The organism is Bradyrhizobium diazoefficiens (genome assembly GCF_016616235.1).
Taxonomy (GTDB): domain Bacteria; phylum Pseudomonadota; class Alphaproteobacteria; order Rhizobiales; family Xanthobacteraceae; genus Bradyrhizobium; species Bradyrhizobium diazoefficiens_H.
This window is the reverse complement of the sequence record NZ_CP067100.1, coordinates 2,910,913-2,924,108: the sequence shown is the minus strand read 5'-3', so window position 1 is coordinate 2,924,108 and position 13,196 is coordinate 2,910,913. Positions and strand designations below refer to the sequence as shown.

The following is a 13,196-nucleotide window of genomic DNA, read 5'->3' as shown; positions in this document are numbered from 1 at the left end:
GTACAGCGCGAACGTCCGCGAGGTCGATCACCATGAAGTCCTGGCAAAAAGCCATCGTTGGAACGGAAGCCACGGTGAGCGAGGCCATTGCCGCCATCGAAAGCGGCAGCATCCAGATCGCGCTGGTCCTCGACGACGGCAAGCTCGCCGGCATCGTCACCGACGGCGATATCCGGCGCGGACTGCTCCGCGGTATCGCGCTGAACGGCCGCGCGATCGACGTGATGAACTCGACCCCGGTGTCGGCTTCCGCCACCCTGCCGCGCGACGAGCGCCTCGGCCTGATGCGGCAGAAGTCGATCAAGCAGCTTCCGCTGCTCGATGCCAACGGCAAGGTGATCGGCGTCGAAACCTTCGACGAGCTGATCGAAGCACCGCAATACGAAAATCCGGTGCTGATCATGGCCGGCGGGCTCGGTGAGCGCCTGGGCGCGCTGACACGCGAGATGCCGAAGCCGATGCTTCACGTCGGCGGCCGCCCGCTGATCGAGACCATCGTGCGCAATTTCGTGCAGCAGGGCTTCCGCAACATCTTCATCTCGGTGAACTACAAGGCCGAGCTGATCCAGAATCATTTCGGCGACGGCACCGCGTTCGGCGCAGCGATTCGCTACATCCACGAAACCGAGCGCCTCGGCACCGCCGGCGCGCTCGGTCTGTTTCCGTCAAGGCCCGATCTGCCGCTCGTCGTGACCAATGGCGACATTCTCACGACCATCAATTACGGCGCGCTGGTCGATTTCCACAATGCATCGCCCGCGGAAGCGACGATGGCCGTGCGCGAGCACAAGGTTCACGTTCCCTACGGCGTCGTCACCGCGTCGGATGGATACCTCCAGGTCATCCGCGAGAAGCCGACCGAGAGCTGGTTCGTGAGCGCCGGTATCTACGTGATCGGTCCCAACGTGTTCGGGCTCGTCGAGCGCGGCGTCAGGGTCGACATGCCGGCGGTGCTGGAGCGCGTCGTGGCGAACGAAGGCCGCGTCGCAGTCTATCCGATCCGGGAGTATTGGCTCGACATCGGCCGGGTCGAAGATTTCGAGCAAGCGCATGCCGAGTTTCACGAGGTCTTCCAGTGAACGCTCGCACCGCTGTGGTCGCAGGCCTGGGGTCGATCGGAACCCGCCATGCCCGCATCCTCGCGGAGCTCGGCGTTGCGGTGACGACCGTCAGCCGCCGCGGCGGCGGTGATCACACCAGCCTTGGCGAAGCGCTGTCGCGCCGTCAGGTCGATTACGTCGTCATCGCGACCGAGACGGCGCAGCACATTGGCGCGTTGCGCGAGCTTGCAGAGGCAGGTTTTCGCGGCACCGTTCTGGTGGAAAAGCCGATGCTCGCAAGGTCCGAGCCGCTGCCGGCCTTTCCGTTTGCGCAGCTGCTCGTCGCCTATAATCTGCGCTTCCATCCCGTGATGGCCGCGCTCGCAGCGCGCCTCGACGGCCGCTCCGCGATCACGGTCTCGGCCTATGTCGGACAGGACATCAGGGATTGGCGGCCCGGCCGCGATCATCGCGCCACCGCTTCCTCGACCATTGCCGCTGGCGGCGGCGTGCTGCGCGACCTCAGCCACGAGCTCGACTATCTGCTCTGGCTGTTCGGCCCATGGCAGCGCGTCGCCGCGCTCGGCGGCGCCTCCGGCGCGCGCGATCTCGAGGTTGACGATCACCTCGCGCTGCTGATGCAGATGGCGCGGGCGCAGGTCGTGCAGGTTCATCTCGACTATCTCGACCGCGCGGGCCTGCGCCGCATCCGCATCAACCTCGCCGACGAGACGATCGAAGCCGACCTCGCCGGCGGCAATCTGATCATCAATGGCGTCGCCACACACTTTGCGAGCGAACGCGACACGAGCTATCGGGCGATGCATCAGGCGGCGCTGAGCGGCGATGGTCCGATCTGCTCGCTCACCGAGGGCCTTGCCGTGGTGGATTTGATCGAGGCCAGCGAACGCGCGCTGAATTCGAAGAGCTGGGTTTTCGCATGAGCCTGATCTGCACCATATGCGCCCGCGGCGGCTCCAAGGGCGTCGTCGGCAAGAACAGCCGCACCCTCCTCGGCCGGCCGCTGCTGGCCTGGACGATCGAGCAGGCCAGGCAGACCGGCCTGTTCACGGCGATCGCGTTCAGCAGCGACTCCGATGCGTTGCTCGAGGAAGCGCTGCGCTCCGGCGCCGACATCGCGGTCAAGCGCCCGGACGAGATGGCGACTGATGCTGCGCCGAAAATCCCCGCGATCCGCCACTGTCTCGAACAGGCGATGCTGCGCACCGGGCACACGCCCGAGATCTTCGTCGATCTCGACGTCACCTCGCCGCTGCGGCTTGCCTCCGACGTCACCGGCGCCGTCGCGCTGCTCCGCGACAGCGGCGCGCCGAACGTCATCACCGGCGCGCCCGCCCGCCGCTCGCCCTATTTCAATCTGGTCGAGGAGCGCAAGGACGGCAGCGTCGGCCTCTCCAAGATCGCCGATCCGCCGATCGTGCGGCGGCAGGACAGCCCGCGCTGCTTCGACATGAACGCCTCGATCTACGTCTGGCGCGTCGCTGCATTCCTCGACAAGCCGGCGGTGTTCTATCCGGACACTCGCCTGTTCGAGATGCCGGAGGAACGTTCGGTCGACATCGATTCCGAGGTCGACTTCGCACTGGTCGAGCTCCTCTTCCGTCAACGTCAGGAGCTCCGGGGGACATCATCATGACGAGCTTCAAGGCGCTGTTCGACCTCAAGGGGCGCACCGCCGTCGTCACCGGCGGCTGCGGCATTCTCGGCCGCCGCTTCGCCGACGGCCTTGCCGAATTCGGCGCCGATGTCGCCATCGTCGACCTCGATCAGGCGACCGCGGATGGCGTCGCGAGCGAGCTCGCCGCGCGCCATTCCGTGCGCGCGAACGGGTTTGGCTGCGACATCACCGATCCTGATGCTGTGCGTGCCACGGCCGAAGCGATCGAGGCCGGGCTCGGCGCCGTGTCGATCCTGCTCAACAATGCCGCCAGCAAGACCCGCGACATCGACGCCTTCTTCGCGCCAGTCGAGACATTCTCGCAGGACACCTGGCGCGAGATCATGTCGGTCAATCTCGACGGCATGTTCACCGTCGCGCAGGTGTTCGGCGGCCGGATGGCCGAGCGCGGCTATGGCAGCATCGTGCAGACCGCCTCGATCTATGGGCTGATGGCGCCCGACCAGCGCATCTATGAGGGCTCCGAATATCTCGGCCGCGCCATCAACACGCCGGCGGTCTACACCGCTTCCAAAGCGGGCGTGATCGGACTGACCAAGCACCTCGCCACCTACTGGGCCGGCCGCGGCGTGCGCGTCAACACGCTGACGCCGGGCGGCGTCGAGAGCGGGCAGAACGACACCTTCAAGCAGCGCTACGGCAATCGCGTTCCGCTCGGGCGGATGGCGCGCGCAGACGAGATGGTTGGCGCCATGCTGTTCCTGGTTTCGGATGCGGCCTCCTACGTCACGGGTCAGAACATCGCGGTCGATGGCGGCTTGAGCGCCTGGTGAGCCGCCCGCGATGCTGAAGCGCCTCCTTCACAACACCGTGGTCTCCGCGATCGTCTTCGGGCTGGTCGCGGTCCTCGGCGTGATCGTGATTCCGGTCATCATCCGGACCTGGGGCGTTGCCGAATTCGGACTGATCGTGCTCACGCGCCTGTTCCTGGCGTCGGGCCTGATCGGCGTCATCGACTTTGGTTTGTCCGAAGTCACGACGCAGGTCGTGGCGCGTGCGCGCGAGCATCGGGACCTCAGGCTCGGCGGCAGCCAGATACTGCTGTTGCTGCTGGTCTCGCTGCTCCTCGGCGGCGTGCTGAGCCTTGCGATATGGTTCACGGCACCCCTGATCGTCGCGCAGTTCAAGGTCGAACCTATTCACGTCACCGGCTTCACCAGCATGCTGCTCGCGACCGCGCTCTGCAATCTGGTGCTGTTCCCCGCTCTGGTCGCAGAAGGCGTCGTCAAGGGATTCGAACGCTACGGCTCGCTGCGGATCTGCGAATTCCTGACCACCGTGCTCTACGTCGCCGCCACGATCTACGCCGCGCATTCCGGCCAGCCTTACGAGAACGTCGCCTACTATTTCCTCGCAAGCAATCTGCTGCGCGCTCTCATCCTGTTCGGCGCCGCGATCGCTGCGCTCAGCCGCACCTCGGTCAAGCTGTCGCTGCCGGCCCGCGCGGTCAGCCGCGAGGTCATGACCCGCTGCCTCCTGGTGATGCAGGGCAAGCTCGTCGGCGGCATCATCGCGCCGATCCAGCCGTTCCTGATCGGCATGTATATCGGTCCGCAAAGCGTCGGTATTTACGACACGCTGGTCCGCATTCCCCGCCTCGCCAAGGTGGTCGCAAGCCTGCTCACCTCCGCGCTGCTGCCGGTCGTGAGCCGGCTAGATCAGCGCAACGACCCGAAGCAGTTCAACCGCTTCGGCGAGACTGGAATCATTCTACTCCCGATCGTGACCATGCCGCCTTTCGTCGCGGCCGCGGTGATGTCGCGCGAGATCATGCAGCTCTGGATCGGCGCGCAGGTCATGTCCTACGCGCATTGGATGGGCATCATGTTCATCGTGACGATGAGCGTCCAGTACCTGATCTTCGGCAACACGCTGTTCATGACACGGACCAAGACGCAGGCACGCCTCAACCTGCTGCTGATGATCCACATCGTGATCTGGGCTGCGGTGACGGCGGTGACGGCGCATCTGTTCGCCGAGCGCGCCTTCATTCTCGGCCAGGTGGTTGGAACCGTCGCAGTCCTGCCTTGGCAGATCTCGACATTCATCCGGGAACTTGGCGCCGACTCGAAGCGGTTCTGGCGCATCCTGTCGGTGCATTGGGCCGTGCTTCTCGTCGCAGCGCTACTGCTCGCCGCAATCCTGCACGTCATGCCCGGGCCCGGCCTCATCACCCTCGCGCTGTTGATGACGGTGTTTTGCGCCGCCACATGGGCGGCACAGTACGTCCTGGTCCTCACCCGGGAACAGCGCAGACAGATCAGCGGCTTGAAGCAATCGCTGTTCGGCCACAAGGGCGTCTCGCCCGCGGCACTTTAGGGTAGAAAAGCCCATGAGTTGGGGCTAAAGAGGCCTTGTTTTCCCGTTGTCGAGCGAGCCCTAATGACGACCATCGATGCCGGTGTCCAGACGCCCAAGAAGCGGAAGCAGAGCCAGTTCCGCCGCCTGCTCTGGCACGTCAATCGGACCGATCTCGGCTGGGTGACCAAGACCGCGATCGCGAGCATGCAGCCGGGCGCGCGCGCCAGGCGCCGCGCCGTTCTCAACAAGCTGCCGACCGCACCGGAATGGAGCGCGGCAAGCCGTCAGCTCGACCAGGACGGCTATGTCGACGTCACCTCGCTGGTCGATCGCTCGCTCGCCCAGGCGGTTCTCGATGTCGGCCAGTCCAAGGTCGCGCGGCTCGATGAGCTCAGCGGCAAGCAGCAGCAGGGCCACAAATCGTTCTGGGTCAGCCTGCTCGACGAGGATCTCGTCAACGGCGCGTTCGCGACCGACCATCCGTTCGTCCGCTACGCCTTGCAACCGGGCATGCTTCGCATCATCGGCGACTACATGCATGACCTGCCGCAATTGTCCGACGTGCTGCTGACCCTGTCGCGGCCGACCGAGAACAAGGCGCTGAGCTATTCGCAGCTCTGGCATCTCGATCACGACGACAAGCGCGTCTGCAAGCTTTTCATCTATCTCACCGACGTGCGCGACACCGCCGACGGTCCGTTCACCTTCATCCCGGCGCCGCCGTCGCGCTCGTTCCGCAACACCCTCAAGAGCCATATGAGCGACGACACGGTGTTTGCGAAGGTGGACCGCTCCGCCGTGAAGGAGCTGGTGGCCCCGCGGCTGACCTCGTTCATCGTCAACACGGCGCGCTGCCTGCACATGGGCAGCCGGATCCTGTCGGACCGCACGCGCCTGCTCTACACCGCGACCTATATCCAGCCGCCGCGCATGTATCCCGAGCCGGCGCCGCGCTTCCGCGCGAGCGGCCCCCTCTCGGACGTCGAGCGGGCGGTGATGCGCCTCTGATCCGCTAGGGGCAGGAAGCCGATCATGCGTGTCGGATTGGTGGTCGACCACCCCAAGCGCGACCTGCCTGGGGCCGTGCTGCTTGCCTATCAGCTCGCCTCGCGCGGGGTCTCGGTGGTGATCGTCCCAATGTATGAGCAGGCGGTAGACGTGCCGAGGCTCGGCCTCGACGCGCTGGTCGTGAACTACGCGCGCGACGCCAATCTCGATCTGATGCGCAGCTTCGCCAAGGCCGGCCTTTCGCTCTACGTGCTCGACACCGAAGGCGGTGTGCTCGCCGACCGTGGCGGCAATTCGCCGCCGGCGATGGCCGCCTATATCCGCAACAGCGGCTATGCCGACATCCTGTCCGGCTATTTCTTCTGGGGCAGCCGCCTGCACGACGCGTTCCGCGATGCGGGCGCCATGAAGCCGGAGCAACTGCATCTCACCGGCTGTCCGCGTTTCGATTTCGCCGCGCCGCGCTGGCGCGCGCTGCTCGATGGCGAGCCGCGCGGCTATCTGCTGGTCAACGCCAACTTTCCGCTGGTCAATTCACGCTTCACCAGCAAGCCGGGCGCCGAACGCGAGGCCATGGTGCGCGCGGGCTGGGACGGCGCCTATATCGATCGCTTCCTCGCCGACCTGAAGCAGGTCTTCGCCGGCTATCTCGAGGCGATCCGCAAGCTCGCGGCGGCGCGCCCCGACCGGGCCATCCTGATCCGGCCGCACCCCTTCGAGAGCGAGCAGGTCTATCGCGACGCGGTTGCCGGTCACGCCAACGTCGTGGTCGACGGCAGCGGCAGCGTGCTCGATCGTATCCGCAACGCCGCGGCCGTCATCCATCTCAACTGCGGCACGGCGGTTGAATCCGTCATGCTCGGCAAGCTGCCGGTTCAGCTCGAATATCTCAACACGCCGGTGACGGCCGGGCACGCCTCGCTGCCGGCCCGCGTGAGCCGCCCGGTCGAGTCCTTCGATGCCCTGCTCGCGGTGCTCGACAATGTCGAGGCGGAGACCAAGTCCTTCGACTTCGCCGGCGTGCATGCAGGCAATGTCGAGGCGTTCTTCCACCGCAATGACGGGCTCGCGGCTGAGCGCGTAGCCGAGGTGCTCGCCGGCCAAAGCGGACGCCGCGGCTATGTGTCGCTTGCCAGCGCGCTGACCGGCGCTCGCGCCAATCCAAGCCTCGGCCAGATCGCAAAGGGCGCCGCCAGCCTGGTGCTGGGATCGGCGGTGACGGAGAGCCTGCGCGCGCGCGTCAATCCGGCGCGCCGCGACAAGCGGATTGCGCTCGGCGCCGTCGCTGGTCTTTTGGGGCGCATCGCGCGGCACGATCAGGCCACTTCGTCCGGCTTCAAAACCGCGCGAGCCCGCTGCGCGAGCACCGGCCTGCCGCTCGCCAGCATCGCAATCGAGAAACTTCCGATACGCGCATGAACGCGCCCCTGGTCCAGCTCGGCGGCGCAGGCGGATCATCGCGGCATCCGCACCCGCTTCCCTCCGACTGGAAATATGCGGTGCTGCTGGTGCTCGCGGTGGTGGCTGCGTATGGGCCGCTCGCCCTGATCAACGACACGCTCTGGGACGATTGGGTCGTCCGTGCGCATGCGCAGGCCGGCACGCTATGGGAGCTGTCGAAGCAGGCCGGCAGCCGCGAGGTGTTTCCGCTGCTCAACTGGTTCGCGACCGCTCCGCCGCGCGCGACCGTCGCGCTGGAGCTGGTGCTGTTCTGCGTCATGGCTCCACTGATCTACACGATCATCCGCCGTGCCACGCAATGGTCGGCGCAGGAGGCGTTCTGGGCGGCGCTGCTGACGGCGCTGGTGCCGCTCAACCAGGCCCGTTTCGTCCTGGTCACGCTGACCTATGCGTGCTCGTCATTCTGCTTCGCACTCGCGCTGGTGCTGCTGCTCAGCGATCTCGAGGCGCCATCGTTCAAACGCCGCGCTCTGTCCGCGCTGCTGATGGCGATGGCCTTCACGACCAATTCGTTCCTCGTACTGGCATGGCTGCCGCCTGTCATCGTGGCGATCGATGCGTGGCGAAGGTCGGACCTCACGCTGTCGCAGCGGTTCGGTGCAATGATCCGTGCCGTGATACGCCGGGCAGAGCTGTTGCTGCTGCCGCCGGTCTATTGGGCCGCGAAGAAGATCCTTGAACCGACCTACGGCATCTATGCCAACTACAACAAGTTCGAGCTCGATCCGGTTTCGGCGCTGATCAAGACCTTCAGGGTCGTGTTCGAGCAGTTCGAGAACTTCGATTATTTGCTGCCCCCGCGCGCCGACCTGCCGCAGCTTTGCATCGAAGCCACGGCGGCCATTCTGCTGCTTGGCGGGCTGGCAATGCTGTGGCGCCTGCCGCTCCGCATGCCCCGTAACGAGGCTGGCGGCTCGCGCTGGTGGATCAAGGGGCTGATGCTCGTCATCGCGGTGGCGCTCGTCATCTCCGCATTGTTTCCCTATGTTCTCGTCGGCAAGCCGCCCCGCTTCAACGGTCTGTGGGAAACGCGCAACCAGACGACGCTGATTCTGGTGAGCGGCTTTGTCATTGTCGCCGCCTTGCGCCTGGTCGTGCCCCGCATCCTCCTGCCGGTTGCGGCAGGCGTGATCTGCGCGGGCTTCCTGGTGCTCGATATGTCGGTCACGCACCGCCTGCTGGCCGATGCGATCGAAGCGCGTGCGATATCCGCGCAGTTCAAACAGCAACCGTCGCCGCCGGGGACGATGATGTTCGTGCGCGAGAACGACCGCGACTATCGCACCATGGGACGGTTCCTGCCGTTCTACGAATTGTCCTATCTGGTCAATTCGCGCGACTTGGGCTTCTCGCGCATGGCCATCTCCAATCGCGAGATTCTAGAACCGTCCACCGGGACCTATCCGGTTGCGGTCACGCCGGCCGTGATCGAAGCCTTGGTCAAACTATGCGAGGCCCACCGGCAGCATCCGCAGTTCGGCTTCGCCGACTTCGTGCCGAACGGCAAGATCGAGACGGTCAACCTCGTTTCGGCACGGCCTCGCCCCGGCGCGCTCGAAATCCTCGGCGATGCCTTTCGGATCGCGGGCGGCCACGCCCCGATCCCGTCGGAACTGGTGCGGATCGAGCGCAGCACAGCTCCGGCCGGGGAATCGTGTCCCGCGCCGTGCTGTCGCGGCTGACGGAGAGCGGAACTTGCGCCTGGCCGGCCCCCTCGCATTTTCCGGAGCGGAATCGGCCCACCGCAAGTGTTGTGGTATGGCCCAAGTTGCGATATTGGCCCGCTTGTTCCGGGGCGCGATCCGCTGCACCGTCTGACGCCGACGCCCGCCACCTCGCAGAAGCATCCCCGCCCCCATGGCCGCCGACAAGACGATCCTGATCACGACGCTCGCGGAATATCAGACCCGGTTCTGGATTCCGGTGGCGCTGCGGCTGCGCGCGGCGGGATACGCCGTCGAGCTGCTTGCCTTCGATGACCGCAGCGCCGAGATGTCCGAGGCCGCGGGCGTGCCAGTCATGAACATGTACCGCGAGGGTCTCAAGGCCGGCGCTGCGCCCGACGACCGGCAGGCTTTCGACGCGCGCATCGCGAGTTACGGCCTTGACGGCAGCAATTTGCTGTTCAGTCACGAGCGGTTCACCTTCGGCATCCGCGACACGGCCGCGCTGCGCCGCCGCTTCATGATCTACACCAACGCCATGGAGGCGCAGCTCGACCGCCTGGAGAGCCAAGGCGAACGTGCCGAGCTGGTACAGGAGCTCGGCGGCTTCCTCTCCGTGATCGCGAGCTTCTATGCCGCGCGCCGCCGCGGCATCCGCAACTGGTTCATCGAACCGTCGTTCTTCCGCGGACGAATGTATTTCACGCCCGACAGTTTTGCCGCGCCGGAGATGATGGCCAAGCCGGCCGACATCGTGTCGTCGGAGGTGACATCCTATCTCGATGCCACGCTGAACCAGCGCGCGATCGTGATCCCGAAGAAGGACGCGCATCACTACTCCGCGGCCTTCAAGAAGGTGGTGAACCTGCGCAACTCGCGCCGCCTCGCCGAAAAGCTGTGGGACCAGTTCGCGCTCGGCAAGCATCAGGAGTTCGGACACAATCTGCGGCACGCCAGGGTGCACGCGATGATGGCCGTCAACGCCGCGCGCCTGCGCAAGCTCTACCGGCCGATCCCCGAGACGCCGTTCGTCTACTATCCCTTCCACGTCCCCGCGGATATGGCGCTCACGCTGCGCGCGCCTGACTATCTCGACCAGGTCGCGACCGTCGACTTCCTGCTGCGGACGATCCCGGATTCGCATCAGCTCGTCGTCAAGGAGCATCCGGCGCAGATCGGCGCGATCTCGGCGGATCGCCTGTTCGAGCTCGCGCGTCGCTTCGATAATCTCGTCCTGTTGCCGCCGCAGACCAACAACTACGCCGTCCTGAACCGGGCCGACGCCGTGATCTCGGTCAACAGCAAGTCGGGCGCCGAGGCCCTGCTGCTCGGCAAGCCGGTCGTGGTGATGGGCGATGCGTTCTATCGCACCTGCCCGCTGGTCTATTCGGCCGACCGGCTCGCCGACGTGCCGCAGCGCCTGCGCGAGGCAATGCGTGCGGGGCCGTTCGATCCCGCCAGAGGCGCGCCCTATTTCGAAGCCGCGTGGCGGCGCTCGTTTCCCGGCGAGCTCTACATCAGCGATCCCAAGCTGCTCGACACGTTCTCGGCCTCCTTGCAGGCCGCGCTCGCCGCGCCCGCGGCCGCTCACTAACGGATCACGCGATGCCTCTCGTCTCCATCATCACGCCGTCCTGGAACGTCGAACGCTTCATCGAGGAAACCATCGATTCGGTGCAGGCGCAGACGTTCGGCGACTGGGAGCTCCTGATCGCCGACGACTGCTCGACGGATCGCACGCCCGCGATCATCGCAGAGATCGGCGAGCGCGACCCCCGCGTCAAGCTGATCAGGCAGGCGAAGAACGGCGGCCCGGCGCTGGCGCGTCAGGCTGCGATCGACCAGGCGCAGGGCCGCTACCTCGCCTTCCTCGACAGCGACGATCTGTGGCTGCCCACCAAGCTCGAACACCAGCTCGCCTTTGCCCGCGAGAAGCGCGCCGCACTGAGCTACACCGCGTTCCGCCGCATCGATGAGGCCAACACCATGTCCGGCCGGCTGATCGAGGTGCCGGCATCGCTGAGCTACGATCAGCTGTTGAAGAACACGTCGATCGCGACGCTGACGGCGCTGGTCGACCGCGAGATTTCGGGGCCGGTCGCGATGACGAACGAGGGCTATGACGATTTCTGCCTGTGGCTGTCGATCCTGCGGCGCGGCCATGTCGCCCACGGCCTCAACGAGGATCTGGCGCGCTATCGCGTCAGGGGCTCCTCCGTCTCCAGCCGCCCGGCGCGCTCCGCCAAATGGGTCTGGAACATCTACCGCAATGTCGAGCAGCTGCCGCTGCTCAAATCGGCCTGGTGCTTCGGCCATTGGAGCGCGCGCGCCTGGCTGAAGCGCCGGGAGTTTTAGAGGCGAGCGCGGCGCGGCCGCCGGCAAGGGCCGGGAATGAACATTGCGACCTCGTTCAGTTGTCATTAGTCTGACCGGGTCGAAGGGGGCTTTGCGTGTACAATCAAGATGTTATGCCATTCGCGGCGCGCCCCCTCGCCGAGCGCAGAGCCAGCCTTGCCTGGACGCTGTGCAGCCTGTTTCCCGCAATCTTTCTGCTCGGCCTGTTTGCGCTGACATGGCTCGGCGCGCCCGAGCACGACGACTTCTGTTTCGCGGATCTGTATGCACGCCATGGCTTCATCGAGACCGTTTCGATCTTCTACCATTCACAGTCGGGCCGGATTCTGCCCCTGTTGCTGACCCAGATCCCACCGGCAATCACGAGCGCGACCGGGATCAACCTGCTGTCGGCCTATTCGCTGACGCTGGCGGTGAGTGCCGGCGTGTTCCTGCTCGGGTCGGCCGTCGCGACGGTTCGCGCATGGCCGCGCGCCGGCGCGCTGCAATTGACCCTCCTGACCCTCGCTTTTGCAAGCGCCGTGGTCGGCGCCGCGCCGAGCCTGCGCGAACTGCTCTACTGGCTGGCGGGCCTGACCTGCTACGTCCCGCCTGCGCTGCTCACCATTCTGATGCTTGGTGAGTGCACGCGGGCGCTCGACACCGAAACAGGATTTTCCTGGCCGCTTACTGCGGGCATGGCTCTCGGCGGACTCCTCGCGGCGTTGTGCAACGAGTTCACCGGCCTCTGGCTTCTGTTGATTCTCGCCGCATCCCTGCTTGCACGTCACGTGTTCAGTCAGCCGCGCCAGATCGCGCATCACGGCCTGATCGCCCTCGCCGTCGCCGTAGGCTTTGTCGTCGTGGTATCGGCCGGCGGCAACAGCGCACGCATGGAGCAGCTCCCGAATGCCGGTCACCTGTTGCCGTCGCTGTTGAACGGCTTCCGGGATTCGCTGATCGGGCTCGGCCGGTTCTTCCGCGAGCCCGCAATTATCGTCTCGCTTCTTGCCGCAGGCGCCGTCGCGCTGGTCGAGCCGGAGACCGCGCCGATATCCCGCCACGGCAAGATGCTGGCGCTCGGCATCATCGCCGCATGCCTTGCCTGCTGCTACTTCGAATATTTCGCGCATCAATATGCGACAGGATTCCGGCTAGTCGAACGCGCACAGAACGAGGCGCTGATTCTGCTGCTGTTCGGACTGATGCTGAGCGTCAGGCTGCTGGTCCGGGCTTACCGCGGGCAGCTGCGCGAGCGGCTTTCGGCAAGCGGACTGCTCGGCCCGGTTGCGCTGCCGACGGGCCTTGCGTTGCTCCTGATCGCCTCGCTCGCTTGCAGCTCGACGGCGTCGCTGCTCCGCGGACAGTGGCAGGATCTTTACCCATACTCCCAGGAAAGCGTCGCCCGGCACGTCCTCCTGACCACGAGCACCACACCGGTGGTCGCCGTGCCCAGGCACAGATGGACGCCGTCCCTGCTGATGACCTCCGACGTGACGGCAAATGCCGACAGATTGCCGAATGACTGCATCGCCAGATACTATCACAAATCCGCCATCCACGTCGCGGACGCGCGATGAACGAGGTGTCGGCCAGATGTCCGACATCGCTGCGCGATGTCCTCGCGAGTTCGACCAGGCGCAACTTCCGAAAGTTCCCGCTGTCGATCAGCTATCCCCGGCACGAAGC

11 protein-coding genes are annotated in these 13,196 nt (G+C 65.7%); all 11 read left to right on the top strand.

Annotated features, from left to right (window positions below; all coding sequences use genetic code 11):
• Window positions 1-32 precede the first annotated feature (32 nt).
• The 11 genes from JJB99_RS13800 to JJB99_RS13750 all read left to right on the top strand — a co-directional run bounded on the left by JJB99_RS13800 (window position 33) and on the right by JJB99_RS13750 (window position 13,087).
• On the top strand, window positions 33-1,079 hold the full coding sequence (locus tag JJB99_RS13800) for a nucleotidyltransferase family protein (protein ID WP_200499260.1): 1,047 nt from the start codon (window positions 33-35) through the stop codon (window positions 1,077-1,079).
• Entirely contained in the window at window positions 1,076-1,984 is a 909-nt protein-coding gene (locus tag JJB99_RS13795) for a Gfo/Idh/MocA family protein (protein ID WP_200499259.1), read from the top strand. Before JJB99_RS13800 ends, JJB99_RS13795 begins: the two co-directional genes overlap by 4 nt.
• Window positions 1,981-2,697, top strand: a complete 717-nt coding sequence (locus JJB99_RS13790; RefSeq protein ID WP_200499258.1) for an acylneuraminate cytidylyltransferase family protein — start codon at window positions 1,981-1,983, stop codon at window positions 2,695-2,697. The genes JJB99_RS13795 and JJB99_RS13790 overlap by 4 nt, the downstream gene beginning before the upstream one ends.
• Window positions 2,694-3,512 carry an SDR family oxidoreductase gene (locus JJB99_RS13785; RefSeq protein WP_246775245.1) on the top strand — a complete coding sequence of 273 codons (819 nt, stop codon included), beginning with the start codon at window positions 2,694-2,696 and terminating at the stop codon, window positions 3,510-3,512. The genes JJB99_RS13790 and JJB99_RS13785 overlap by 4 nt, the downstream gene beginning before the upstream one ends.
• A gap of 10 nt (window positions 3,513-3,522) precedes the next feature.
• The gene (locus tag JJB99_RS13780) at window positions 3,523-5,058 is read left to right on the top strand and encodes an oligosaccharide flippase family protein (protein ID WP_200499257.1); all 1,536 of its coding nucleotides are present in this window, start codon (window positions 3,523-3,525) and stop codon (window positions 5,056-5,058) included.
• Between the two features lie 63 nt (window positions 5,059-5,121).
• Window positions 5,122-6,048 carry a hypothetical protein gene (locus JJB99_RS13775; RefSeq protein WP_200499256.1) on the top strand — a complete coding sequence of 309 codons (927 nt, stop codon included), beginning with the start codon at window positions 5,122-5,124 and terminating at the stop codon, window positions 6,046-6,048.
• 24 nt (window positions 6,049-6,072) lie between these two features.
• On the top strand, window positions 6,073-7,467 hold the full coding sequence (locus tag JJB99_RS13770) for a surface carbohydrate biosynthesis protein (RefSeq protein ID WP_200499255.1): 1,395 nt from the start codon (window positions 6,073-6,075) through the stop codon (window positions 7,465-7,467).
• A complete protein-coding gene (locus JJB99_RS13765) occupies window positions 7,464-9,191 on the top strand; it encodes a hypothetical protein (RefSeq protein WP_200499254.1) in 1,728 nt (575 codons plus the stop codon). The genes JJB99_RS13770 and JJB99_RS13765 overlap by 4 nt, the downstream gene beginning before the upstream one ends.
• Before the next feature lie 175 nt (window positions 9,192-9,366).
• Window positions 9,367-10,767, top strand: a complete 1,401-nt coding sequence (locus tag JJB99_RS13760; protein WP_200499253.1) for a capsule biosynthesis protein — start codon at window positions 9,367-9,369, stop codon at window positions 10,765-10,767.
• Between the two features lie 11 nt (window positions 10,768-10,778).
• Entirely contained in the window at window positions 10,779-11,528 is a 750-nt protein-coding gene (locus JJB99_RS13755) for a glycosyltransferase family 2 protein (RefSeq protein ID WP_200499252.1), read from the top strand.
• 95 nt (window positions 11,529-11,623) lie between these two features.
• Entirely contained in the window at window positions 11,624-13,087 is a 1,464-nt protein-coding gene (locus tag JJB99_RS13750; RefSeq protein ID WP_246775244.1) for a DUF6056 family protein, read from the top strand.
• The last annotated feature ends 109 nt before the right edge of the window (window positions 13,088-13,196 follow it).